Source organism: Reyranella sp. GW821-FHT12G01, from assembly GCF_058806575.1.
In genome coordinates this window covers 353,167-376,795 of record NZ_JBXAPV010000001.1, presented here as the reverse complement: position 1 = coordinate 376,795, position 23,629 = coordinate 353,167, and the positions used below count along the sequence as shown (strand labels likewise).

The 23,629-nt window shown below is 66.5% G+C and carries 23 protein-coding genes; 13 read left to right on the top strand and 10 right to left on the bottom strand.

Annotated features, from left to right (window positions below):
- Nucleotides 1–5 precede the first annotated feature (5 nt).
- A complete protein-coding gene (locus AC1RP5_RS01810; protein ID WP_493108851.1) occupies nt 6–1,061 on the bottom strand; it encodes an alpha/beta hydrolase family protein in 1,056 nt (351 codons plus the stop codon).
- Nucleotides 1,062–1,063: 2 nt separating this feature from the next.
- On the bottom strand, nt 1,064–1,459 hold the full coding sequence (locus tag AC1RP5_RS01805; protein ID WP_493108850.1) for a histidine triad nucleotide-binding protein: 396 nt from the start codon (nt 1,457–1,459) through the stop codon (nt 1,064–1,066).
- Between the two features lie 58 nt (nt 1,460–1,517).
- On the opposite strand from AC1RP5_RS01805, the gene AC1RP5_RS01800 reads away from it, so the two are divergent.
- Nucleotides 1,518–1,826, top strand: a complete 309-nt coding sequence (locus AC1RP5_RS01800; RefSeq protein WP_493108849.1) for a hypothetical protein — start codon at nt 1,518–1,520, stop codon at nt 1,824–1,826.
- Nucleotides 1,827–1,854: 28 nt separating this feature from the next.
- Here AC1RP5_RS01800 and AC1RP5_RS01795 read toward each other — a convergent pair whose 3' ends face one another.
- The gene (locus AC1RP5_RS01795) at nt 1,855–2,550 is read right to left on the bottom strand and encodes a J domain-containing protein (RefSeq protein ID WP_493108848.1); all 696 of its coding nucleotides are present in this window, start codon (nt 2,548–2,550) and stop codon (nt 1,855–1,857) included.
- Nucleotides 2,551–2,731: 181 nt separating this feature from the next.
- Between AC1RP5_RS01795 and AC1RP5_RS01790 the strand changes: the two genes are divergently transcribed.
- From AC1RP5_RS01790 to AC1RP5_RS01775, 4 genes are read left to right on the top strand one after another with little or no spacing between them, the layout of a single operon-like run.
- Entirely contained in the window at nt 2,732–4,522 is a 1,791-nt protein-coding gene (locus AC1RP5_RS01790; protein WP_493108847.1) for a YncE family protein, read from the top strand.
- Between the two features lie 11 nt (nt 4,523–4,533).
- On the top strand, nt 4,534–5,745 hold the full coding sequence (locus tag AC1RP5_RS01785) for an ABC transporter permease (RefSeq protein ID WP_493108846.1): 1,212 nt from the start codon (nt 4,534–4,536) through the stop codon (nt 5,743–5,745).
- A complete protein-coding gene (locus AC1RP5_RS01780; protein ID WP_493108845.1) occupies nt 5,732–6,418 on the top strand; it encodes an ABC transporter ATP-binding protein in 687 nt (228 codons plus the stop codon). The genes AC1RP5_RS01785 and AC1RP5_RS01780 overlap by 14 nt, the downstream gene beginning before the upstream one ends.
- Nucleotides 6,415–7,251 (top strand): hypothetical protein, encoded by an 837-nt coding sequence (locus AC1RP5_RS01775; RefSeq protein WP_493108844.1) that lies wholly within the window; start codon nt 6,415–6,417, stop codon nt 7,249–7,251. The genes AC1RP5_RS01780 and AC1RP5_RS01775 overlap by 4 nt, the downstream gene beginning before the upstream one ends.
- 41 nt (nt 7,252–7,292) lie before the next feature.
- Here AC1RP5_RS01775 and AC1RP5_RS01770 read toward each other — a convergent pair whose 3' ends face one another.
- The 5 genes from AC1RP5_RS01770 to AC1RP5_RS01750 form a co-directional block, all read right to left on the bottom strand.
- Nucleotides 7,293–7,667, bottom strand: coding sequence for a phosphoribosyl-ATP diphosphatase (locus AC1RP5_RS01770; RefSeq protein ID WP_493108843.1), 375 nt, complete (start codon nt 7,665–7,667; stop codon nt 7,293–7,295).
- Nucleotides 7,668–7,753: 86 nt separating this feature from the next.
- Complete coding sequence (hisF, locus tag AC1RP5_RS01765) at nt 7,754–8,527, bottom strand: imidazole glycerol phosphate synthase subunit HisF (RefSeq protein ID WP_493108842.1); 774 nt, start codon at nt 8,525–8,527, stop codon at nt 7,754–7,756.
- Nucleotides 8,528–8,534: 7 nt separating this feature from the next.
- Entirely contained in the window at nt 8,535–9,263 is a 729-nt protein-coding gene (hisA, locus tag AC1RP5_RS01760; protein ID WP_493108841.1) for a 1-(5-phosphoribosyl)-5-[(5-phosphoribosylamino)methylideneamino]imidazole-4-carboxamide isomerase, read from the bottom strand.
- A 56-nt stretch (nt 9,264–9,319) separates the two neighbouring features.
- Nucleotides 9,320–10,126 carry a glutathione S-transferase family protein gene (locus tag AC1RP5_RS01755; protein ID WP_493108840.1) on the bottom strand — a complete coding sequence of 269 codons (807 nt, stop codon included), beginning with the start codon at nt 10,124–10,126 and terminating at the stop codon, nt 9,320–9,322.
- A 66-nt stretch (nt 10,127–10,192) separates the two neighbouring features.
- Entirely contained in the window at nt 10,193–10,885 is a 693-nt protein-coding gene (locus AC1RP5_RS01750; RefSeq protein WP_493108839.1) for a hypothetical protein, read from the bottom strand.
- A 209-nt stretch (nt 10,886–11,094) separates the two neighbouring features.
- Between AC1RP5_RS01750 and AC1RP5_RS01745 the strand changes: the two genes are divergently transcribed.
- Nucleotides 11,095–12,288, top strand: a complete 1,194-nt coding sequence (locus tag AC1RP5_RS01745; RefSeq protein ID WP_493108838.1) for a M20 aminoacylase family protein — start codon at nt 11,095–11,097, stop codon at nt 12,286–12,288.
- 9 nt (nt 12,289–12,297) lie between these two features.
- On the opposite strand, the gene AC1RP5_RS01740 is transcribed toward AC1RP5_RS01745, so the two are convergent.
- On the bottom strand, nt 12,298–12,732 hold the full coding sequence (locus tag AC1RP5_RS01740; RefSeq protein WP_493108837.1) for a hypothetical protein: 435 nt from the start codon (nt 12,730–12,732) through the stop codon (nt 12,298–12,300).
- Nucleotides 12,733–12,912: 180 nt separating this feature from the next.
- Here AC1RP5_RS01740 and AC1RP5_RS01735 point away from each other — a divergent pair, with 180 nt between their 5' ends.
- The 7 genes from AC1RP5_RS01735 (at nt 12,913) to rbfA (ending at nt 21,412) form a co-directional block, all read left to right on the top strand.
- Nucleotides 12,913–14,457, top strand: coding sequence for an acetolactate synthase large subunit (locus AC1RP5_RS01735; protein WP_493108836.1), 1,545 nt, complete (start codon nt 12,913–12,915; stop codon nt 14,455–14,457).
- 22 nt (nt 14,458–14,479) lie between these two features.
- Nucleotides 14,480–15,208, top strand: coding sequence for a tRNA (guanosine(46)-N7)-methyltransferase TrmB (trmB, locus tag AC1RP5_RS01730; RefSeq protein ID WP_493108835.1), 729 nt, complete (start codon nt 14,480–14,482; stop codon nt 15,206–15,208).
- A gap of 178 nt (nt 15,209–15,386) precedes the next feature.
- Nucleotides 15,387–15,968 carry a ribosome maturation factor RimP gene (rimP, locus tag AC1RP5_RS01725; RefSeq protein WP_493108834.1) on the top strand — a complete coding sequence of 194 codons (582 nt, stop codon included), beginning with the start codon at nt 15,387–15,389 and terminating at the stop codon, nt 15,966–15,968.
- Nucleotides 15,969–15,997: 29 nt separating this feature from the next.
- Complete coding sequence (nusA, locus tag AC1RP5_RS01720) at nt 15,998–17,536, top strand: transcription termination factor NusA (protein WP_493108833.1); 1,539 nt, start codon at nt 15,998–16,000, stop codon at nt 17,534–17,536.
- Between the two features lie 73 nt (nt 17,537–17,609).
- Nucleotides 17,610–18,179, top strand: coding sequence for a DUF448 domain-containing protein (locus AC1RP5_RS01715; RefSeq protein ID WP_493108832.1), 570 nt, complete (start codon nt 17,610–17,612; stop codon nt 18,177–18,179).
- Nucleotides 18,180–18,211: 32 nt separating this feature from the next.
- Nucleotides 18,212–20,956: a translation initiation factor IF-2 gene (infB, locus tag AC1RP5_RS01710; RefSeq protein ID WP_493108831.1), complete on the top strand. Its 2,745-nt coding sequence runs from the start codon at nt 18,212–18,214 to the stop codon at nt 20,954–20,956.
- A gap of 48 nt (nt 20,957–21,004) precedes the next feature.
- Nucleotides 21,005–21,412: a 30S ribosome-binding factor RbfA gene (gene rbfA, locus AC1RP5_RS01705; protein ID WP_493108830.1), complete on the top strand. Its 408-nt coding sequence runs from the start codon at nt 21,005–21,007 to the stop codon at nt 21,410–21,412.
- On the opposite strand, the gene AC1RP5_RS01700 is transcribed toward rbfA, so the two are convergent.
- Nucleotides 21,396–23,615 carry a spermine/spermidine synthase domain-containing protein gene (locus tag AC1RP5_RS01700; RefSeq protein WP_493108829.1) on the bottom strand — a complete coding sequence of 740 codons (2,220 nt, stop codon included), beginning with the start codon at nt 23,613–23,615 and terminating at the stop codon, nt 21,396–21,398. The genes rbfA and AC1RP5_RS01700 overlap by 17 nt on opposite strands.
- Between the last annotated feature and the right edge of the window lie 14 nt (nt 23,616–23,629).

The window sequence follows — 23,629 nt, the reverse complement described above, 5'->3', positions numbered from 1 at the left end:
GTCGATCAAGCGCCCAGCGCCGGCACCAGCCACTTGAGCAGGGTCTCGGCGACCGCGGGCGACAAGGGTCCGCCGAAGCCCGGGTCGGTCGGTCCGGTGACGGTCTTGAGATTGTGGCTGGCCTGCGCGACCACCACGGCCTCGCCCGGTGCGTTGCGGGTGCGCAGTGCGTCGATCAGCGGCTGGACGTCTCCCATCGGCACGATCTGCTGGTCGGCACCGCCCTGGATGACCAGGCAAGCCGTCTGGCTCCCCGCCAGCGCCGCCGCGGGATCGAACGACAGGAGGCTCTGCAGGAACGGCCCGACATAGGCCGGAAACAGGAGGTCGAGCTCGCGCGGCAGGTTGCTGGGCACGTGGCCGGTCGACAGGATGGCGGCGATCGCGCGGTCGGCGGCCAGGCGCAGGGCGGGCGGCGCGGTGCGGGCGATCTGCTCGCGCAATATCTCTTCGAGCTTGCGGCCCGGCGTGGCGGCCAGCACCAGCGCGTGCAGCTTCTTGGCCGCCAGCGCCTTGGAAGCGGCCAGCGCCAGCAGCCCACCCTCGCTGTGGCCCAGCAGCGCCGTGGCATAGGGCTTGATCTCGTCGTGGCGCAGCAGCTCGGCATGCGCGGCCTCGACGTCGCCGACGAAATTGTCCCACGCGAAGAAGGCTTCCTGCTCTTCCAACGAGCCGCGCGGCCGCTGGGTCGACTGGCCGATGCCGCGCTTGTCGTAGCGCAGCGAGGCGATGCCGTTCTTCGCCAGCAGCTCGGCAATGTCCTTCAGCAGATCGATGCGGTCCGGCGCCAGCGGATTGTTGCCGTTGCGGTCGGTCGGTCCGCTGCCGGCGATCAGCACGATTCCCGGCACGTACTGGATCTCGGCGAACAACGGCATCAGCAACGTGCCGGCCAGGGTGACGCCGTTCTTGCCGGTGAAACGAACCGCTCGCTCCATGGTCTTTCCCTTGGCGTACCAGTCGCTGCCGTCGGCCGGTGCGCGCCGCCGTGCTGCTCCTTGCGCCCATGCGGTGGCAGGCGCGAGCGCGCCGACCGTCAACAGGGTGCGCCGACCGATCAACCCTACTTGTCCTGTTTGGGCATGTTGCCCATCGCATGGCTCATCGTGCGTCCGCCGAAGATGTGGACGTGGAAATGGAACACGAGTTGTCCGCCGTTGGGTCCGTGATTGGCGATGATGCGATAGCCTTCGGGATCGAGACCGAGATCGCGCGCGACCTTCGACACCGCGCGCCAGAAGCCGACGATCATCTCGGGCGGCGCCTTGGCGCCGAAATCGGCCTGGCTGATGTACTCGCCTTTCGGGATCACCAGCACGTGAATCGGCGCCAGCGGAGCGATGTCGTGGAACGCTAGTGTAAATTCGTCCTCGAAAACCCTCTTGCATGGCAGCTCCCCGCGCAAGATTCGCGCGAAGACGTTGCTGCGATCGTAAGCCGATGTATTGGAGGATTGCATGGTGAGCTCCGGTAGCCGCTGTGCCGACATGACAATCAATATAGGAAAGGTTCAAGACATGGCGGAATTCGAGAAGCGTCTCGCCTGCGTGATCGCCGCCGATGGCTCGATCGCGCGCGGTTACATGATCGACAAGTGCGAGCTGGTCGGTGCCAACGAATATGTCATCACCTGGAAGGTGCCGCTGCAGAAGGAAGCGAAGACCAACTTCTCCTGCGTGATCGGCAGCACCGAACAGGAAGCGGTGGAGCCGGGCTTCTGCACCGTCGGCCTGAAAGCCGATCCGTTGAAGATGTGTGTCCATACTTACGATGTCGCCGGCAAGCCGGCGAAACGACCGTTCCATCTGGCCGTGTTCCGCGACTAAATCACGTCACGGACCTGAAAATCCGCCTCTAGCCTTTCAGCAATCTCGGACGGCCCGCCGTTTCAACAGCGGCGGGCTTTCCCTGCCGGCGCAACGCGCTGGCCAGCACATCGCGCGCTTCGTCGATCTTCGCCGCAAGATAAGGCGAACCGCCAGCATCGGGATCGGCACTGCGCATCAGGCGACGATGGGCTGTGTGGACGCTGGCGAGATCGGCGCCGTCGGACAGGCCGAGCACTTCGAGCGCTTCCTTCACTGTCATGCCCATGTCATCGTCATCCGACACGATAGATATCTGCCGTTGCGATGAAGCAATCGGCGTCGCGTGCTTCAGATAGGCTTCGAGCAACGCAGCGGCATGTTGCACGGCCCTCGGGTCGGGCGCGGCCGGTTCTTGCCATACGGGCGGCATCTCGAAGGGCGCCGGCTTTGTCCGGAAGAGTGCAAAGGCGGCGCGTAGCGGCACGAGGATCGCGCGCCACTTCAGGAATGTCGGCACGATGATCATCGCGGCGCCGAGCAGCATCGCACCCGCATACTGCTCGCGCATGACCATCATGATCAGCAACGGAATGGCCGCAATCACCAGCAGCAGCAGCATCCAGCGAATGGTGCGCACCATCGTCTTGGGATCGGAATGGAGAAACCAGTCGATGAACTTCGCCGCGGCAGCGAGCACCGAGAAGCCGAGCACGATCGCGGAGATGATGACGGTGTAGTCCATCCATGAACTCCTTCGTCGGCAGCCTAACCGTGATGCACGATGAAATCAGCGACCATCATTGCAATTTTTCTGAATGCGCTCCGCGATGACTCGTGCCTAGAGTTAATGAAGAGCCAATTGGGGAGTATTTGCGATGACTGAGCACACGCGTGAGACGCACGTGAAAAAGCCTGAGACGCAGATGAAAAACCCGCCCGTGATCACGCCGACTCTCTCCGAAAGTTCGACATCGAACATTCCGGCACGCACGGGATCGATCGACGAATTTTTACGACGCAACGAAGAGGTCCTCGCGAAGGACCGCGAAGAATTCCAGGCCTATCTCGTCGCCAAGCATGAGCAGGCGACGCTGAAGGCCAAAGCCGAAGCGGCAAAGCCCAAAGTCAAAACCAAGATGAGCCGGCGCACGATGCTGAACGTCGCCGTCGGCACCGCGGCCACCGCCGAAGTCGCCGTGCTCGGCTACAACGCGTTGGGCGGCAACACCTCGTCGGACAACGGCGTCTACCAGGCAGCCGGCACCGGCGCGCAGCAATCGCCGATCACGCGCGAGGTCGTCGACTCGCGCGCCGACATCAAGGGCCGCAGCCTCGGCAACTGGGTCGCGCTGCTCCCGACCAAGATGGGTGGTGGCACCTACGCGCTGGATCTCAACTCCAACCGCGTGCTCGCTTCGATCTGGTACTGGAACTACGGCGACTACAATCCGATCAGCCACCATCTTTGTGCCTTCCCGAGTTCCGATCCCGCGCATGGCTTCGAGTTCGTGAACTCGACGCAGGGCGGCCAGAACTCGCTGATCTACGGCATCCCGACCAACGTGACGGCGGAGAACGCGCCGGGCGGTACCAACATCTATCGTGTGCGCTACGACGGCACGCAGATGCAGATGATCGAGAACGTGTCGGAGACGACCGGCCTCGGGCTCGGCGTGCACGTCACCGTCAATCCGAAGGACGCGCAGTCCTACTTCGTGACCGACGGGCAGAAGGACATCGCCGCCTGCTTCGATCGCACGACGTCGAGGGTGAAGGCCGCACTCAAGTTCGACTGGACGCCGAATGTCCCCGAGCTGCGCGACGCCTGGATCAAGGGTGGCACTCTCACGATCAAGAAGATCTATCCGGACGAGAAGACCGGCCTCTACAATTACCGCGGCACCAAGGGCAACAAGATCGACTGGGAAATGGTGCCGATGGGCGAGCTGTTCGTCGAGGAAGGCTCGCTGCCCGGCGAAGCGCCGCTGACGCTCACTGGCGCCGACGGCACGATCTGGCATCCGGAAGGCCGCTGGGCCGCTACCGTCGTGCGCCTGTGCGGCGGCATCTGCATCCTCGATCCCGAGAAGAACTTCGAGCCGGCCGCTTTCCTGCAGTTCAACAAGGATTCGCAGGACCAGTACAAGGTCGAGCAGCTCGACAAGGACACGTGGCAGGTCGTGTTCGACAAGATCCATTCGCCGGGCCACGAAATCGGATTCTCGCCCGACGGCAAGTTCCTCGTGATGATGAACAATCTTCGTGAGAACAACTGCTCGATCTTCTCCTGCATCGATCCCGATCCGACGAAGTGGCGCAAGGTGGCGCATGTCGAGGATCCGCTGTGGCGCGGCAAGTATCCGAATCCGTTCCACATGGTCTTCTCGATGGACAGCTCGAAGCTCTATCTGTCCATCCTGCATCCTTCGCCCGCATACAGCGGCCTCATGGTGGTCGACACCAAGACCTGGACGATCCTGAAGGAAATCCAGGGCATCGGTCCCGATCTGCAGACGCCAGCCATCACCTACGACGGCAAGTACGTGCTGACGCCGTTCAGCGGCTTCCAGCGCCAGTCGAGCGGCATTGCGGTGGTCGATACCTCCACCGATACTCTGGTCGGCATCCTGCCGAGCAACGGCGGGCATCATGACTGCGTGATCATTCCGACCAAGCTGGAGCACATGAAGCACACGCGCTCCTGCACGCTCTGAGTGGGCACGCTTTGAGGCTGCTCGCCAGCCTGGCGCTGCAGAATCTCGGGCGCCGCAAGGCCCGCAGCCTGCTGCTGATCGCGGCCGTCGCGGTCGCGAGCGGCGTCGTCTTCACCGGCGCCACGCTGATGCGCAGCATCGACAGCAGCATGGCGGTGGGCTTCACGCGGCTCGGCGCCGACATGATGGTGGTGCCGGAAGGCGCGCTGACCAACATCACCGCGGCATTGCTGACCGTCGAGCCGACCGAACTGGTGCTCGACCAGGATCTGTTCGCCAAGGCCAACCTCACCAGCGTGAGCCGCGCCGCGCCGCAGAAGATCGCGCGGGTCGAGCATTCCGGCATCGGCGGCCATCACGAATCGGCCGACCTGATCGGCTTCGATCCCGCACTCGACTTCACGGTGCGGCCGTGGCTGGTCGAGAAACTGAACCGCGACATGCGCGCTGGTGACGTGATCCTGGGCGCCGGCCGCGAGGCGGTGCTGGGCTCGGAACTCCTGATCTTCGGCAAGGCGCACACGGTCTACGGCCGGCTGGGCAAGACCGGCGTCGGCACGCACGAGCGCGGCGTGTTCATGAGCTTCGACACGCTGGAGGCGCTGGCCGGCTCGGTGCACGGCATGGGCGGCGGCCCGCCGGCCGTCCTGCAGAAGGGCAAGGTCAGCGGCTTCCTGGTCGAGCTGGCGCCGGGCGCGACGCCGCTGCAGGCGCGCTTCGCGATCCTCTCGACCTTGAAGAACGTGAAGGTCGTGACCGGCGATTCGACCATGAGCGGCATCCGCCAGGGCCTCGCCGCGCTGCTGAACGGCATCCTGGCGCTGATGGTGCTGATGTTCGCCAGCACCGCGCTGATGGTCAGTGTGCTCTTCTCGGCCATCGTCACCGAGCGGCGCGGCGAGCTCGGGCTCCTGAAGGCGATTGGTGCGCGGCGCAGCCAGATCGTCGGCATGATGGTCATCGAGGCGGTGATCGCCACCGGCGCCGGCGGCGCGCTGGGTGTCGCGCTGGGCGTCCTGGTGATGCGGCTCTACGAGCGCTCGTTGGTCTACTATCTGGAAAATATCGGCGTGCCCTTCGTCTGGCTCGACGGGCCGCGCATCGTGATCGTGGCGGTGGCCGCGATCGTGATGGCCTCGATCATCGGCGCGCTGGGCTCGCTCTATCCCGCCTGGCGCGCCAGCCGCCGCGATCCCTACGACCTCGTGCGTGGCGAGGGCTGACGCGATGCTGTCCTGCCGGGCCTTGCGCAAGGACTACGTCACCGAACGCGGCGACGTCGCGGCGGTGGCCGGCATCGACCTTGAAATCGCGGCCGGTCGCTACGCCGCGATCATCGGCCGTTCGGGCTCGGGCAAGTCGTCCCTGATGGCGATGATCGGCGGCCTCAGCCGACCCTCGCTGGGGCAAGTGCTGGTCGACGGCACCGACATCTGGAGCCTGTCGGAAAACGCACTGGCCGCCTTCCGCAACAAGCGCATCGGCTACGTCTTCCAGTTCGCGAGCCTGCTGCCGACCCTGCGGCTGATCGACAATGTCGCGCTGCCGGCGATGCTGGGCGGCGGCGCCAAGACGGCCGCCACCTATGCGCGGGCCGCGTCGCTGCTCGGCCAGATGGGCTTGGGCGATCATCTCGACGCCTATCCGGCGGAAGTGTCGGCGGGTGAGCAGCGCCGCGCCGTGATCGCCCGTGCGCTGATCAACGAGCCGGCGCTGATCCTGGCGGACGAGCCGACCTCCGATCTCGACGAGCAGACCGAGATCGAGATCATGGACGAGCTTCTGGCCGTCAACCGCGAGCGCGGGACGACCTTGATCCTCGTCACGCATAATCTGGCGCTGGCGCAACAGGCCGAGCAGATCGTGCACATCGCCCACGGGACGATCGTCGCATGAGCGAGACGCCTCCCGATCAGGACAAGGACGCGCTGATCGCCGACCTGCGCCGCCAGCTCGGCGCGGCGCAGTCTGAAGTGCGAGTGCTGCGGCGACGCCTGGGTGCGGCGGCGCCGGCCGATGCGCCGTCTGCCGCGCCGGGTCTGCTGAACGAGCTGCGTGAGGCTGCGCCACGCAAGGTCGATGCGCCGGTCAACGTCGCCGTAAAACTCGGCCGCCGCTTCGATCTGTGGCGGTCGCCGGTGCTGGTCGGGCTCGTCATGCTGTTGCTGACGGGCTTCGCGGTCGATGCCGGCGTCGGCATGTACCAGGCGCGCGCGCTGCGCGAGGCGCGCCAGGCGCGGCTGCTGCTCGAGAATACCGCGACACGCTCGCTCTATGTCGAGCTGAAGGGCATCACCTACGATCCCGACGGCAAGTCGTATCGCATGACGCTCTTCCTGCAGAATGTCAGCCCGACCGGCCCCCTCTACGTCATGCTGAACGCGGTCTCCGTCTACGTGCAGTCGGGCATGGTGTGGCAGCAGGTCCCGTCACGCCCGGCCGAGGGCACGAGCTGGGGCGTCGTGAAGGTCGTGGATGGCTACAGCTACGACGTCGTCTTTACGCCCGAGGTCGCGAACTGGGCCGAGCTGATCCCGGGCTACATGCATGTCCGCATCCAGTCCGACCTGCTGGTCAGCGAGAAGGCGCAGCCCGGCAACGACGTCGTGGAGCGACGCACGCCTTACTACGTCTACCTGAAGCCGCACGGCGCCAACGACGAGGACATCAAGGCGCGCAGCAAATCGACCCGCACGCCGCCCATCTTCATCCCGATGCCGCCGCATTGAGAGGATGGAGGACGACGGGGTCTTTTTAACTTCCAGCTTTCTCAGCGCTTGCGGCTGGCCTTTTCGGCGATGCCGGACAGGCCTTCGCGGCGGGCCAGCTCGTCCCATACCGACTTCGGCTTCACGCCGACGGCGGCCCACAAAGTGAGCAGGTGGTAGAGCATGTCGGCGCTCTCGGCGACCAGCTTGGGCTTGTCGCCGCGGATGCCCTCGATCAGCGCCTCGACGGCTTCCTCGCCGAGCTTCTTGGCGATCTGCTGGCGGCCGCGGCTGAACAGGCGGGCGGTGTACGAGGTTTCCGGGTCGGCGCCCTTGCGGCTGTCGATCACGAGGTACAGACGATCGAGCGTGTGCTCGTCGATCGTCACGATGCCGGGCTTCCTTTGTACCTTTTTGGCTTTTTTCTTCTTCGCCATCCGAGGGGACTCCGCCGCCCTGGGGGACGGGCGATAGAAACTTCACTACGCCTCTTCGGTGGGCGTCGAACGATTCTACGCGAAAATCATGCGGCGCGCGAGATTTGTCGTATCGGAACGCCGGCGCGCGCGAGATGTTCCTTCGCCTGCGCGATCGTGAATTCGCCGAAATGGAAGATCGATGCGGCGAGCACCGCCGATGCGCCGCCCTTCGTCACGCCATCGACGAAGTGATCGAGCGTGCCGACGCCGCCCGAAGCCACGACCGGCACCGGCACGGCATCGGATACCGCGCGCGTCAGCTCGAGGTCGAAGCCCGACTTGGTGCCGTCGCGATCCATCGAGGTGAGCAGGATCTCACCCGCGCCCGACTCTGCCATGCGGCGCGCCCAGTCGATCGCGTCGAGGCCGGTGCCCTTGCGGCCACCGTGCGTGAAGACTTCCCACTTGCCGGGACCGGTGTTGCGCGCGTCGATGGCCACGACGATGCACTGGTCGCCGTATTTCTCGGCCGCTTCGCGCACGAACTCGGGCCGCGCCACCGCGGCGGAATTGATCGAGACCTTGTCGGCGCCGGCCAGCAGCAGGCGTCGGATATCCTCGACCTGGCGCACGCCGCCGCCCACCGTCAGCGGCATGAAGCACTGTTCTGCCGTGCGGCCGACCACGTCGAGGATCGTATCGCGGTTCTCGTGGCTCGCGGTGATGTCGAGGAAGGTGAGCTCGTCGGCGCCGGCGGCGTCGTAGATGCGCGCCTGTTCGACCGGGTCGCCGGCATCGCGCAGGCCCACGAACTGCACGCCCTTCACGACGCGGCCGTCCTTCACGTCGAGGCAGGGGATGATGCGGACCTTCAGCATGGCGCGACTACTCGCCCTTCAGCACGCGGATCGCGTCGGGCACCGTCACGCGGCCGTCATAGAGCGCGCGGCCGACGATGGCGCCGACGATGCCGAACTCTTCCGTGGGACGAAGCTCGCGCAGGTCGTCGAGCGAGCTGACGCCGCCCGAGGCGATGACCGGCGTGGTGAGATGCTGGGCGAGGGTGACCGTAGCGTCGACATTGACGCCGCCCATGGCGCCGTCGCGGTCGATGTCGGTGTAGATGATGGCGGAGACGCCGGCGTCCTCGAAGCGCAGGGCGAGATCGAGTGCCCGCACCGTGCTCTGCTTGGTCCAGCCGTCGACCGCGACCATGCCCTCGCGGGCGTCGATGCCGACCGCGACCTGGCCCGGCCACTGCTTGCAGGCGGCCTTCACCAGGCCCGGCTCCTTGACCGCGATGGTGCCCAGGATCACCCGCTTCACGCCGGCCTCGAACCACTGCGAGATGCTCTCGATGGTGCGGATGCCGCCGCCCAGCTGGGTCGGCACGTCGACTTCCTTCAGGATGCTCTCGACCGCCGCGCGGTTGACCGGATGGCCCTCGACCGCGCCGTTGAGGTCGACCAGATGCAGCCATTCGCAGCCGGCATTGGCAAAGGCCTTGGCCTGGGCGGCCGGGCTGTCGTTGAACACCGTGGCACGCTGCATGTCGCCGCGCAGCAGGCGCACGCACTTGCCGTCCTTGAGGTCGATCGCGGGGAATAAAATCATGGCGGCGGCGGTTTAGCGCGCCGGGCGGCGTCACGCCACCCCTGCTGGCGGAAGCCTCAGCCTCTGTCGATGCCGAGAATCCCGCCGATCAGGCGGCCGATATGAAACTTTGTCCATATATCGGCCACGGAAAAGCTGGGACGCGCCTGCATGGTGCGCCAATAGCGCGCGAGCGCCGGTCGCTTCGGGATTTCCGCGCCGAGACCGGCGAACTCCATGCGCCCGAGGAACACCGTCCAGACGACATCGGCGACGCCGTAGGCGGGCGGTACCAGCACCGCCCGGCCATCGCTCAGTGTCCGCTCGAGCTTGTCCATGAAGTCGATGGCTTCGGCGCGGCGCTGCTGGGAGAGCTTCACGACGGCGTCCGGCTCGAAGGTGCTGACGCGCCTGGCAAAGACCGCCGCGCGCGCCTCGTAGACGGACGCGAGATCGGGATTTCGGGCGGCGAGGGTCAGGAGCTGGCGGCGGGTCGCTTCGAGCCGCTTGGGGATCATGATCCGCGCCAGGGGATTTCGGGCGAGGATTCCGCCAAAGGTCAGTTCCTCGATCGGATAGCCGTAGTGGAGATCGACCCAGGCTTTCGTCTCGGAGTCGGCCGTCGAGCCGAGCGCGAACTCGGCGATGTCACGACTCTCGATGAGCACGCGATCGGCCAGCACCAGCGTCGGCACGGTCATGCCCGGATTGAGCCGCACATAGTCCGGCTGCTGCTGGCTCAACCGGAAATGGATGTCGACGAAGACGCGCTCATGAGCGACGCCGCCCTCTGCGAGCGCGAGGCGCGCGATCATCGAATAGTAGGACGACGGCGTTTGATAGAGGCGGGGTTTTGCTCCGGAGAGCCTGCTGGACTCTGTCATGACCGTTCATCAGGGATGAGGAGCCACCAACTGTGCAGGATGCCTGCGGCATGCACAACCGTGCGGCTATCTCGTGCTGTTGAGGTCGGCGGCCAGGTGTGCGGCGAGCTGGTTGACGCCTTCGACGAGATTGGTGCGGATGTTGGCCGCGGTGATGCCCGGCCTCTCGACCCTCAGTTTGTTGTCGTAGATGGCATTGCCGATATCGAGCGGATCCTTGTCGTTCGGCTTGGGACGGAACCTCTGCAGCTCCGGGGCCTTCGGGAAGATCCGCGCCGACGCCGTCAGGATGAGATCGCCCGAGACGAGCGAGTAATTCACGATGAAGAACAGGACGGCGGGGTCCTTCGATTCGTCGTAGAGGTTCTTCATCGCGGACATGGTGCCGACCGTGTCGACGGTGGGCCGGACCGCCACCTTGATGTTTGGCAGGGCGCTCACCCTGGCCGTGGTGGCTGCCAGCAATTCGGCCTGGAAATTGAGGCCCTGCATCGCATCGACGATCGGCACGGATTCCGCTTTCGCGTTCACCGCCCGGGCGCCGTCGACGGCAGCGAAGATCAGCACACCCACCAGGCCGCCGACGCCCGCGGGATTGGACTGGGTGACCGTGACGCGGGGCGCGGACTGCATTGCGATGATGATGCCGTCGACCGTTCCGAGGGCCGCCTGTTCGGGCTTCGAGAGGAATTTCGGGCCGGGTGCGCAGGCACCGATCGACAGGGCCAGACCAATAAACAACAGCGACCGGAAACTCATGCCTGGACCACCCTGCGAGCACTTTTCATTGCTTTTGCAAGTATAGCCGTCTGCTGCGTTGCCGGGGAAGCCTAACAGGCGAACTGCCGCAAGTGATTCGCCCATTGATTGTTCGGAGCATCGTTGCTGGCCGTCTCTTGCGGCAATGGTCTGGATTGGCAGGGACGATTGCGCTGGCTAGTCTCCGCCCTTCACGGAAGGACACCTTCATGACCCGCTATACGCCCGACCTTCTCGCCGCCGACCTGGCCGATCTCACCGCCATCCGCCGCGACATCCATCGCCATCCCGAGACCGCGTTCGAGGAAGTCCGGACTGCGCAGATCGTGGCCGACAAGCTCACCGCCTGGGGCCTGAAGGTTCATCGTGGCCTGGCCACGACCGGCGTCGTCGGCACCCTGAAGGGCAATCGCCCGGGCCAGAAGACGATCGGCCTGCGCGCCGACATGGATGCGCTGCACCTGCAGGAAAAGAACGATTTCGACTACGCCTCCTCGATCCCCAATAAAATGCACGCCTGCGGCCATGACGGGCACACGACGATGCTTCTCGGCGCGGCCAAGCAGCTGGCGGCGGCGCCTGATTTTGCCGGCACCGTGCACTTCATCTTCCAGCCGGCCGAGGAAGGGCTGGGTGGCGCGCGCGTGATGATCGAGGAAGGCCTGTTCGAGAAGTTCCCCTGCGACGTGGTCTACGGCATGCACAACATGCCGGGCTTCCCGGTCGGCAACTTCGCCATCCGCACCGGCGCGATGCTGGCCTCGTCCGATAGCTGGGAAGTCGTGTTCAAGGGCACCGGCGGTCACGGCGCGATGCCCGATCGCGGCACCGATCCCACATTCGTCGCCGCGCAGTTCATCGTGGCGGTGCAGGGCATCGTCGGCCGCAACGTGCCGCCGAGCCAGGCCGCCGTGCTGAGCGTCGGTCATATCGCGGCCGGCACGCCGGGCTCGCCCAACGTCATCCCGTCGGAAGTGCTGATCCGCGGCACTGCGCGCAGCTTCTCGGCCGACGTGCGCAATCTTCTGGAGAAGCGGCTGGCCGAGGTCGCGACGGGCATTGCCCAGGCCGGCGGCTGCGAGGCCGTCTGCAAGTATCACCGCCGCTATCCGGCGCTGGTCAACGCCGCCGACCAGACCTCGATCGCGGTCGAGGCGGCGGCGATGACGGTGGGTCGTGAGCATGTCGAGGCGAACACGCTGCCGCTCGCCGGCGCGGAGGATTTCGCCTTCATGCTGGAGAAGAAGCCCGGGGCCTACATCATGATCGGCAACGGCGGCACGGGCGAGGGCGGCTGCCAGAACGTGCATTCGCCGCTCTACGACTTCAACGACCAGATCCTGACGACCGGTGCAGCCTACTGGCTGAACCTCGTCCAGCTCGAGCTGGGCGACGCGGCCTAAAAGATCGGATCAGCCGTGGTGGTCGAAGGACCACCCGGCGTCGATCTGATCCCAGGTCACGCCGTCCTGCAGATGGACGACCGCATGGGTGTCGGCGCCGAAATCGTAGACGGCGGCGCTCGCATGCATCGGTGCGGGCGCGTCGGCCATCGGCAGCATCAGCCCATCGGACAGGTCGCTGAGAACGACCAGCGAATCCTCGCTCGTGGAAGTCAGGAGATCGGCAACGGCCGAACCCGGGGCGCCATCGACAAATACCTCGCCAGGCTCGCCAAACAACCGGTCGAGCGAAGCGCCGTAGGAAACGGTCTCGGTGCCGGCTTCGGCCCAGCGCGAGACGGGCGTCGCGTAGATCGGCAGGTCATGGCGGTCGAACTCGACGAGGTCGGTGCCGACGACGAAAAGCGGGTCGGCCGAGCTGTCGGAAGGCTCCGAATGGCTCATGGAAAAGTCTTTCGTACTTAAGAATTCAAATAATGCGTCAAATGTAACGCACAAGACGTTGAGAATAAAGAGAGAACGTCCGTTACACGGAATTCTCTGGGCATTGCAAAGCCTTGGGTTAACGGCGCGAGTGGCCTAGGGTGCCGGCCGATTTCAATCTTTCGGGTTTGGGGGATGTCGATGAACGGAGCTGAAAGTCTGGTTCGCACCTTGGTGAAGGGCGGCGTCGAAGTCTGCTTCGCCAATCCGGGTACCTCGGAAATGCACTTCGTCGGCGCGCTGGACCGCGTCGAGGGCATGCGCTGCGTGCTGGGCCTGTTCGAAGGCGTCTGCAGCGGCGCAGCCGACGGCTACTACCGCATGACCGACAAGCCGGCCTCGACCCTGCTCCATCTTGGTCCCGGCCTCGCCAACGCGGCGGCCAACCTGCACAACGCCAAGAAGGCGGGCTCGGGCGTGGTCAACATCGTGGGCGAGCACGCGCTCTATCACATCAAGTACGACACGCCGCTGACCGCCGACATCGAAGGCATCGCGCGTCCGTTCTCGCATTGGGTGAAGACTTCGCCGACCTCCAAGACGGTGGCGGGCGACGGCGCGCTGGCCATCCAGGCCGCCAACGTGGCGCCGGGCCAGATCGCGACCCTGATCCTGCCGGCCGACACGGCCTGGGGTGAAGCCGAGGGCGTGGCCGACACGCCGGCGGCCCCGAAGCCGGACAAGCCCAGCAATGAGACGGTCGTTGCGGCCGCCAAGGCGCTGAAGAAGCCGAACGCGATGCTGTTCATCGGTGGCCGGGCGCTGCGCGCGCGCGGTCTCGAACTGGCCGGCAAGATCGCCGCCAAGACGGGCTGCAAGGTGCAGGGCGCCGGCGGCACGGCGCGTATCGAGCGCGGCGCAGGCCGCATTCCGGTGCTGCGTCTGCACTTCGTGATCGAGCAGGCGCAGGCCCAGCTCAAGGGCACGCAGCAGATGGTGTTGTGCGGCGCCAAGGCGCCGTTCGCCTTCTTCGCCTATCCGGGCAAGCCGTCGGTGCTGACGCCGGATGGCTGCGAGACGACCGTCCTGTGCCCCGTCGAAGGCGATATCCTGGGCTCGCTGGAAGCTCTGGCGATGGAACTCGACGCGATGAACGAGAAGGCCGCGGGCGTTGCCCAGCCGAGCCGTCCGGAGCGTCCGACCGGCAAGTTCACGCTCGATGGCCTCGGCCAGGCGCTCGGCGCGACGATGCCGGAAGGCGCCATCGTGGTCGATGAATCGGTGACGACGGGCCGCGGCTTCTTCCCGTTCAGCGCCGGCGCTCCGCCGCACGACTGGCTGAACAACATGGGCGGCTCGATCGGTTTCGGCGCGCCCGTCGCGGTCGGCGCAGCCGTCGCCTGCCCGGATCGCAAGGTCATCTGCATGATCGGCGACGGCTCGTCGATGTATACGATCCAGTCGCTCTGGACGATGGCGCGCGAGAATCTCGACGTCTGCGTGATGATCTTCTCGAACCGCTCCTACAACATCCTCTACAGCCAGCTAGCCGATGTCGGTGCGGCCAATCCCGGCCCGCGCGCGATCGACATGCTGACGCTGGACCGCCCGACCCTGCAGTTCACGGATCTGGCCAAGGGCATGGGCGTGGCGAGCGGCAAGGCGAACAACCTGGAAGAGCTGACTAAGCAGCTCACCTACGCCATGTCGCACAAGGGCCCGTACCTCATCGACGTGATCATGTAAGGCCGCTCAGGACTTATAAATCATGGAAGAAGCCCGCCGACGCACGCTGCATGGCCGTCGACGGGGCAAGAAACTGCGGATCGGGCAGCAGTCGCTGCTCGACACGCTGCTGCCTCGCCTCGCCGTCGCCCTGCCGGCCGAACCGATCGTCACCCCCGACAACGAGGTCGCCGAAAGCGCCGCGAAGATCGATCTCGCGCGAGCCTTCGGCGGCGCGTTGCCGGCTGACGGTGTCTGGCTCGAAGTCGGTTTCGGCGCGGGCGAGCATCTCGTCTGGCAGGCCGAGCAGCATCCGAATGTCGGACTGATCGGCTGCGAGCCCTATATCAACGGCGTCGCCAAGTGCCTGGCGCACATCGAACGGACGGGCGTGTCGAACGTCCGCCTGTTCACCGATGACGCCCGCTTCGTGATGCAGGCGCTGCCGCCGCGGTCACTGTCGCGCGCCTTCGTGCTGTTCCCCGATCCGTGGCCCAAGACGCGTCATCACAAGCGCCGCTTCGTGCAGCGCTCCAATCTCGACGTGCTGGCGCGCCTGATGAAGCCCGGCGCCGAGCTGCGCCTCGCCACCGACGATCCAAGCTATCTCCCCTGGATGGTCGAACATGCCTGCCGCCACGCCGACTTCGAATGGCTGGCCGAAAGCCCGGCCGACTGGCGCGGCCGGCCGGCCGACTGGCCCGGCACACGCTACGAGCAGAAAATGCTGGCCGGCCACAAACCGGTCTTCCTCCGCCTGCGCCGCCGGTAGGAAAGCGGTTTTCCTCCCCATTTGAATGGGGAGGAGGGCAGGAAGGGTGGTCACACTATATATAGGGGGCAGGTCAGGTCCCCCCATAGAGGGTGCTGGAATCCCTTGCCAGTGGGCAGGGGGAAGCCTATATCCGCGCCATCCTCATCGGGTTCACGGGATGAACCAAAGAAAAAGAGTGGGCCGCAAACCCGCTCTTTTCATTTGGCTCCTCCTTTACCGCCCAAAACCGTCGAGAAGCATCGCCCGCGTGACCGATCTGCTGCGTCGAATCGAAGACATCATCGCCCCGACGATCGTCGGCATGGGCTTCGAGGTGGTTCGTGTCGCGTTGAGCAAGGGCGGGACCCTTCAAATCATGATCGAACCGGCCGACGGCCGATCGCTGGACGTCGAGGATTGCGCGACCGTCTCGCGCGCCGTCTCGGCCGTGCTCGACGTCGAGGATCCGATTGCCGAGGCCTACACGCTGGAAGTGAGCTCGCCCGGCATCGACCGGCCGCTCACCCGACCCAAGGATTATGCGCGCTGGGCGGGCCACATCGCCCGCCTCGAGACGGCGCTGCCGGTCGAGGGACGTCGCCGCTTCAAGGGCACGCTGCTCGGGCTCGACGGCGACCTGGTCAGGCTGCGCCTCGACGATGGCAAGGAAGCCGCGGTGCCGCTCGAGGCCGTGACGCGCGCCAAACTGGAACTGACGGACCGTCTGATCGAAGAACACCGTCTGGCCGCCGAAGGCGCGGCCGGGCAGACCCACTGAACGGACTGGCAAGAGAAGAGGGAAGAGACATGGCGACGACAGCCGATATCCCGCGTCTTGAGATGCTGCAGGTGGCCGACATGGTCGCCCGCGAAAAGGGCATCGAGCGCGAGGAAGTGCTCGAGGCGATGGAGCAGGCCATCCAGAAGTCCGGCCGCGCCAAGTATGGCCTGGAGCACGACATCCGCGCCGAGATCGACCGCAAGACCGGCGAGATCAAGCTGCTGCGCTACATGCAGGTCTCCGACCTGATCGAGAACGAAAACACCCAGGTCTCGGTGGCCGACGCCCAGCGCCGCAATCCCGAAGCGCAGGTCGGCGACTTCCTGACCGACGAGCTGCCGCCGATCGACTTCGGCCGCGTCGCCGCCCAGACCGCCAAGCAGGTCATCACGCAGCGCATGCGTGAGAGCGAGCGCAAGCGCCAGTACGAAGAGTTCAAGGACCGCATCGGCGAGATCGTGTCGGGCGTGGTCAAGCGCGTCGACTACGGCAACATCACCGTCGACCTGCAGCGTGCCGAGGGCGTGATCCGCCGCGACGAGACGATCCCGCGCGAGAGCCTGCGCGTGAACGACCGCGTGCGCGCCTACATCTTCGACGTGCGCGAGGAGCCGCGCGGCCCGCAGATCTTCCTGTCGCGCAGCCATCCGCAGTTCATGGCCAAGCTGTTCACGCAGGAAGTGCCGGAAATCTACGACAACATCATCGAGATCAAGGCCGTGGCCCGCGACCCGGGCAGCCGCGCCAAGATCGCCGTGCTGAGCCACGACAGCTCGATCGACCCGATCGGCGCCTGCGTCGGCATGCGCGGCAGCCGCGTCCAGGCCGTCGTGCAGGAGCTGCAGGGCGAGAAGGTCGACATCATCCCGTGGTCGAACGACACGGCGAACTTCATCGTCAACGCGCTGGCGCCGGCCGAGGTCAGCAAGGTGCTGATGGACGAGGAGAAGAACAAGACCGAGGTGGTCGTTCCCGACGACCAGCTCAGCCTGGCGATCGGCCGCCGCGGCCAGAACGTGAAGCTCGCCTCCCAGCTCACCGGCTGGGAAATCGACATCATGACCGAGACCGAGGAGAGCGAGCGCCGCCAGAAGGACACGCGCGAGCGCACCGAGCTCTTCAAGGCCACGCTCGACGTCGATGATGTCATCGCCCACCTGCTGGTGGCCGAGGGCTATGCCACGGTCGAGGACGTCTCCGAGGCCGCAGTTGAGGACCTGGCCACCGTCGAGGGCTTCGACGAGGAGATCGCCACCGAGCTGCAGCGCCGCGGCCGCGAATATCTCGAGAAGCGCGACGCCGAACTGGCCGAACGCCTGGCGTCGCTGGGCGTCGCCGAGGACGTCGCCAACGCCGAGGGCCTGACCCTGGCGATGGTGGTCGCGCTGGGCGAGGCGGGCGTGAAGACGCTCGACGATCTGGCCGACCTCGCGTCGGACGAGCTGCGCGAGATCGTGGGCGAGAGCACCATGGATAACGACGCCGCCAACGCCATCATCATGAAGGCGCGCGAGCACTGGTTCGCCGACGAGGCCGCTCCGGCCGACGAAGCGGCCAAGGCCTAGCGGAGGAACAGCGCCTTTGGCCCTTGCCCTTACCATGACGGAACCCCATCTCTCGGCACCCCCCGCCGGCCCGATGCGCACCTGCATCGCGACCGGCGTGGAACGTGCGCCGGAGCAGATGATCCGGTTCGTCGTCGGGCCGGAAGGCGATGTCGTGCCGGATCTGGCGCGGCAGCTTCCGGGGCGGGGCATGTGGGTGCGGGCCGAGCGCGCCGCACTCGAAAAAGCCGTGGAGAAGAAGCTGTTCTCCAGGGCCGCGCGGGCGCCGGTCAAGGCGTCGGCGGAGCTGGTGGACCGGGTCGAGCACCTGTTGCTCGAGCGGACCCTCGCCGATATCGGCCGGGCACGTCGCGCAGGCCGTGCCGTTGCGGGCTATGTGAAGGTCGAGCAGATGATCGGCCGTCATCAGGTGGGATTGCTCGTCGTGGCCGATGAGGCCGATGGCGACGGACTGCAGAAGCTGCGTGCGACCGGCCTGCCGCTGGAGCGGCTGGGCACTGCGGCTGCACTGGGCGGAATTTTCGGCCGCGAACAGGCGGTCTACGTGGCGATTGCCCGCGATAATGCGGGTGGCGCTTTCATTGAACGAATTTCTGTCGGAGCGGCGCGTTGGCGCGGCTTCCGGCTGAACGGCGCCGGTTGACGGGCCGGAGCGGACCAAGGACAACAGCCGACATGACGGACCAGAACGAACAGAGCAAATCGACCAAGCAGCCGCTGACCCTCTCGACCAACCGCGCAAGCGCGGCGGCGAAGGCAGATGCGACGCAGGTGCGCCAGAAATTCTCGCACGGGCGTACGCGCGCGGTGACGGTCGAGGTCAAGAAGCCGGTGAAGAGAGCCACGACGGCTCCCGCGGCTACGGCCGCGCCTGCCCCGGTGGCTCCGACGCCGGCGCCCGAGCCGCCGAAGGCTGCACCCGCCGCTCCCGCGGCACCTTCCGGTCGCACCCTCAACTTGCGTAGCGGTGGTGGCGGCTCGCCCGCACCGTCGGTCAACCGCGCCCCGGCACCGACCCGCCAGCCCGGCGCCACCGGTGGTCGCGGCATCGTGCTGCGCACCCTGACCGAGGAAGAGAAGGAAGCGCGCGCCCGCGCCCTGGTCGACGCCAACCGCGACGCCGAAGTCGCGCGCAAGCGCGCCGCCGAGGAAGCCAGCCGCCGCGCCATCGAGGAAGAGGCCCGCAAGAAGTCCGACGAGGAGCATCGCAAGCGCCTCGCCGAGGAAGAGACGCGTAAGAAGGCCGAGGAAGAGGTCAAGCGCAAGGCCGACGCGCTGGTCCAGAAGCGTCTCGACCAGGCGTCCACCGCCGCGCCGGAGACCACGATCGCCCGCCAGGCGCAGGCGATCGAGGCCCGCCCGGCCCCCGCCGCGCCGGCTGCTCCGGCGGCTCCGGCTGCCCCGATCCGTCGTCCGGTCGGTCCGTCGACCAGCGAAGCGCTGCGTCGTCCGCCGCCGCGCCCGCCGCTGCTCGTCAAGCGCCCGCCGCAGACACCCGGCGCGCGTCGCGAGGCGCCCAAGCGCCGCAACGACAAGGTCGACGTCGGCCGCGCGGTCGAGGGCGAGAACGATTTCCGCAGCCGGTCGGTGGCGCAGCAGCGTCGCCGCCTGGAGCGCGAACGCCGCCAGCAGTTCGGCAGCGAGCCGCAGCAGAAGGTCTATCGCGAAGTCACGATTCCCGAATCGATCACGGTTCAGGAACTGGCCGCGCGCATGTCCGAGCGTGGCGCCGACGTCATCAAGACCCTGATGCGCATGGGCGTGATGGCGACCATCAACCAGGCGATCGATGCCGACACGGCCGAGCTGGTCGTGACCGAAATGGGTCACCGGTCCAAGCGCGTCACCGAGGGCGACGTCGAGACCGGTCTGGCCGACGTCGCCGATGCCGACGAGGCGCTGCTGCCGCGCCCGCCGGTCGTCACGATCATGGGCCATGTCGATCACGGCAAGACGTCGCTGCTCGACGCGCTGCGCGCCACCGACGTGGCGGCGCACGAAGCGGGTGGCATCACCCAGCATATCGGCGCCTACCAGGTGACCCTGCCGTCGCAGCAGAAGATCACCTTCCTCGACACGCCGGGCCACGAGGCGTTCACCGCCATGCGCGCCCGCGGCGCCAAGGTGACGGACATCGTCGTGCTGGTGGTGGCCGGCGACGACGGCGTCATGCCGCAGACCAAGGAAGCGATCGCGCACGCCAAGGCGGCGGGCGTTCCGATCATCGTGGCCGTCAACAAGATGGACAAGCCGGGGTCGGATGCGACCCGGGTGCAGAACGAACTGCTGCGCGAGGAGATCCAGGTCGAAGCGCTGGGCGGCGACGTCCAGTCGATCGAGGTCTCGGCGACCAAGCGGATGAACCTCGACAAGCTCGAGGAAGCCATCCTGCTGCAGGCCGAGGTGCTCGAGCTCAAGGCCAATCCCGACCGCGCCGCCGATGGCGTCGTGATCGAAGCCAAGCTCGATCCGGGCCGCGGCTCGGTCGCCACGGTGCTGGTCCAGCGCGGTACCCTCAAGGTCGGCGACATCCTCGTCGCCGGTTCGGTGTGGGGTCGCGTGCGTCGCCTCGTCGACGATCACGGCCAGGCGGTGGAGCATGCCGGTCCGGCCTTCCCGGTCGAGGTCCTGGGTCTCGCCGGCACGCCGCAGGCGGGTGACGAGTTCCACGTGGTCGACAGCGAAGCCCGTGCGCGCGAGATCTCCGACTTCCGTTCCCGTCGCGATCGCCAGCTCGAACTGGCGCGCGCCGCGGGCGGCCGCGGCACGCTCGAGGAGATGATCAAGGGCATCCGCGAGGGCACGGCGAAGGAGCTGCCGGTGCTGATCAAGGCGGACGTGCAGGGTTCGGCGGAAGCGCTGGCCGGCGCCCTGTCGCGCCTCGGCACCGAGAAGGTCATCACGCGCGTCGTCTACAGCGGCGTCGGCGGCATCAGCGAAGCCGACATGACGCTCGCCAAGGCGTCGGGTGCGCTGATCATCGGCTTCAACGTGCGTGCGAACCCGCAGGCCCGCGAGATCGCCAAGCGCGACAAGGTCGACATCCGCTACTACTCGATCATCTACAAGGTGACCGAGGACATGCAGGCGCTGATGGTCGGCCTGCTCGACCCGACCTACAAGGAGACGCTGGTCGGCAACGCGCAGATCCGCGAAGTCTTCAAGGTCACCAAGTCCGGCAACGTCGCGGGCTGCATGGTCACCGACGGCAAGGTCACGCGCGGCAACAAGGTTCGCCTGTTGCGCGACAACGTGGTGATCCACGAGGGCACGCTGAAGAGCCTGCGTCGCTTCAAGGACGAAGTGAAGGAAGTGCAGCACGGCTTCGAGTGCGGCATGGCCTTCGAGAACTACGAAGACATGAAGGTCGGCGACATCGTCGAATGCTTCGACGTCGAGCAGGTCCAGGCGACCTTGTAGCGATTGCCTCCCCCGTCAGCGGGGGAGGAGAGAGATAAGAGGAACGTCATGTCGCGGCGTCGTTCGTCCGACAAGGAACATCGTGCTCCGGGCCAGCGCCAGCTGCGCGTCGGCGAGGAGATCCGCCATCTGCTGGCCGACCTCCTCGAGCGCGGCAACATGCGCGATCCCGACCTGCGCGACGCCACGATCACCGTGACGTCGGTCGATGTCAGCCCCGACCTGCGCAACGCCACCGCCTTCGTCATGCCGCTGGGCGGCGGCGATCAGGACCGGCTGCTAAGTGCGCTGCGCCGGGCCGCGCCATGGTTCCGCGGCCGGGTGAGCGAGAAGGCGGGCCTGCGCACCGCGCCCGAGATTCGCTTCGAGATCGATCGCACCTTCGACGAGGCCGACAAGATCGGCGCGTTGCTGCGCCGGCCCGACGTCGCGCGCGACATCAAGGACGACGATTGAGGTAATACTCGTCGCGCGGAAAGAAATCCGTGTTGGGCGAGGCCGTCGGCACGATCTTGCCGTCGTTCAGCACCTCGACCTTCTTGTCCTCGAACCACTTCGCCAGTTCGGCCTTGTCGATTCGCGCCGCCGCGAGATGCGCGGCGACGCCGGGCTGCGCCAGCAACGAAGCGATCTTTTCCCGGCTGTAGGGAATCGGCCGGTCGCTGCCCAGCATCGCGGGATGGACCATGGTGACGTAGGGGAAGACCGAGCGGAACGTCGCGACCGATCGTTCGGTCGGCGCCCACTGCACGTAGATCCCGCCGGGCGTCAGCTTGGCCCGCACCTGCTCGAAGAATTCGCGGGAGTTCAGCAGCCCCGACAGGCCGGTCTTGGGCAGGATCGCGTCGGCCTCGATCACGTCGTAGCGCGCCGGGTCGAGCGCCAAGTCATGACGGCCGTCGGCCACCACGACGTCGAAACGCTTGCTCGACAGGAGTTCGTCGACGCCCGACTTGCCGCCGGCCTTCATGTAGGTCTTCAGCGTCTCGATCACGGGCGCCACGATCTCGATCACCTTCACCTTTTCCGTCGCGGGATTGAGGCCCGCCGCGTAGGGCGTGCCGCCGGTGCCCGAGCCGATCACCAGCACGCGTTTGGGCGCGTCATGCGTCAGCGGGCCGATGGCGCCGAGATAGGCGTGGACGGTGTCGAACGGCAGGCGGCTCTGCGAATGGCCCTGGATGTACAGGCGGCCATCATCCTTGCCCGACATCTTGAGCAGGCTGAGGCCGGTCTTGTCCTCGGCCACGATCGCCGTCTCGGTCGTGAGCCCGTGCAGCCGCCGCCAGAAGGCTTCGCCGCCAGGGAAGAACAGCAGGCCCGCCACCAGCACGGCGGCGGGCAGATACGCCCAGCGCGTCGCGCGCGGGCCGGCGAACTGCAGGATCGAGAAAGCGAGGCCGATCGCCACCAGCAGCTTCAGCGTGCCGGCCGTGCCGGCGAGGTCGAGCAGCAACAGGCCGGCCACCAGGCTTCCCATGCTGTTGCCGACGATGTTGGCGAGCTGCACGAGACCGACCCGGCTGCCCAGCCGATCGAGGTCGCGCTGCACGGCCTTCTGCACCACCGGAAACGAGAAGCCCATGATGAACGAGGCCGGCAGCACGACGACGCCGAGCAACAACAGGATCAGCGCGGGGTTGGCGGTGTTCGGTCCCATGACGTCGTGATCGACGAAGGTGGCGAGCAGCAGCCCCACGCCGATGCCGAGATAGACGAACCAGGCGCCGGCCAGCGCCAGTGCCGTGGCGATGCCCTGCATCAGGAAGAAGAAGCGCCGCGGGTCGGCGATGCGGTCGATGACACGCGCGCCGACCAGGAGGCCGGCCGCATCGCCCAGCAGGAACACCGTCAGCACCAGCGAGAAGCTGTAGCCGTTGGATTGCAGCAACACACCGATCAGCCGGTACCAGACGATCTGCAGCGCCACGATCAGGAAGCCGCTGATGAAGACCAGCAGGGACCAGCGCCACACGACGCCATCTGCCGTCTCGACCGTCACCGTCTTCTTCGCCGGGCTCGTCGCTTCCATGTCGAGGCCGCGCGCGAGCCAAAGACCGCACAGCGCGACGATGAGATTGAGCAGCGCGCCGAAATAGACCGCCTTGTCGAAGCCCACCGTGCCGATCAGGTACCAGCCGCCGAAGAAGGCGCCGACACCCGCGCCCAAGGTGTTGAGCCCGTACAGCCAGCCGATGAGCTGCGCCGAGCCCGCGATCTGGCTGACGATCGCCTTGGAGAGGAACGGCAGCGAGCAGCCCATCAGGAAGGTCGGCCAGAGCAGGCCCGCGAACACCACGGCGAAGATCACGCCGCGCGATGACGAAAGCGGCAGCATCCCGCGATAGATCACGTCGTAGTAGAGCCACGGGCTCAGCACCGCGAAGATCGCGATGCCGACCTCGCAGATCGCGAAGGCGATCAACGCGGCGCGGCGCGAGAGACGGTCGGCATAGAGACCGGCCGCGAGGCTGCCGATGCCGAGACCGAGCAGGAAGGCGCCGACGACCAGTGCGGCGGCGATCGTGTCGGCGCCGGCGAACAGGCCGAGCAGCCTGTGCCAGGCGGTCTGGTAGATGAGGGCCGCCGCTCCCGACAGGAAGAACAGTCCAAAAAGCGTCATCTGTCGGACGCGATCCGACTGCAGTCCTAGTGTCATGATTGCAGCCTGCC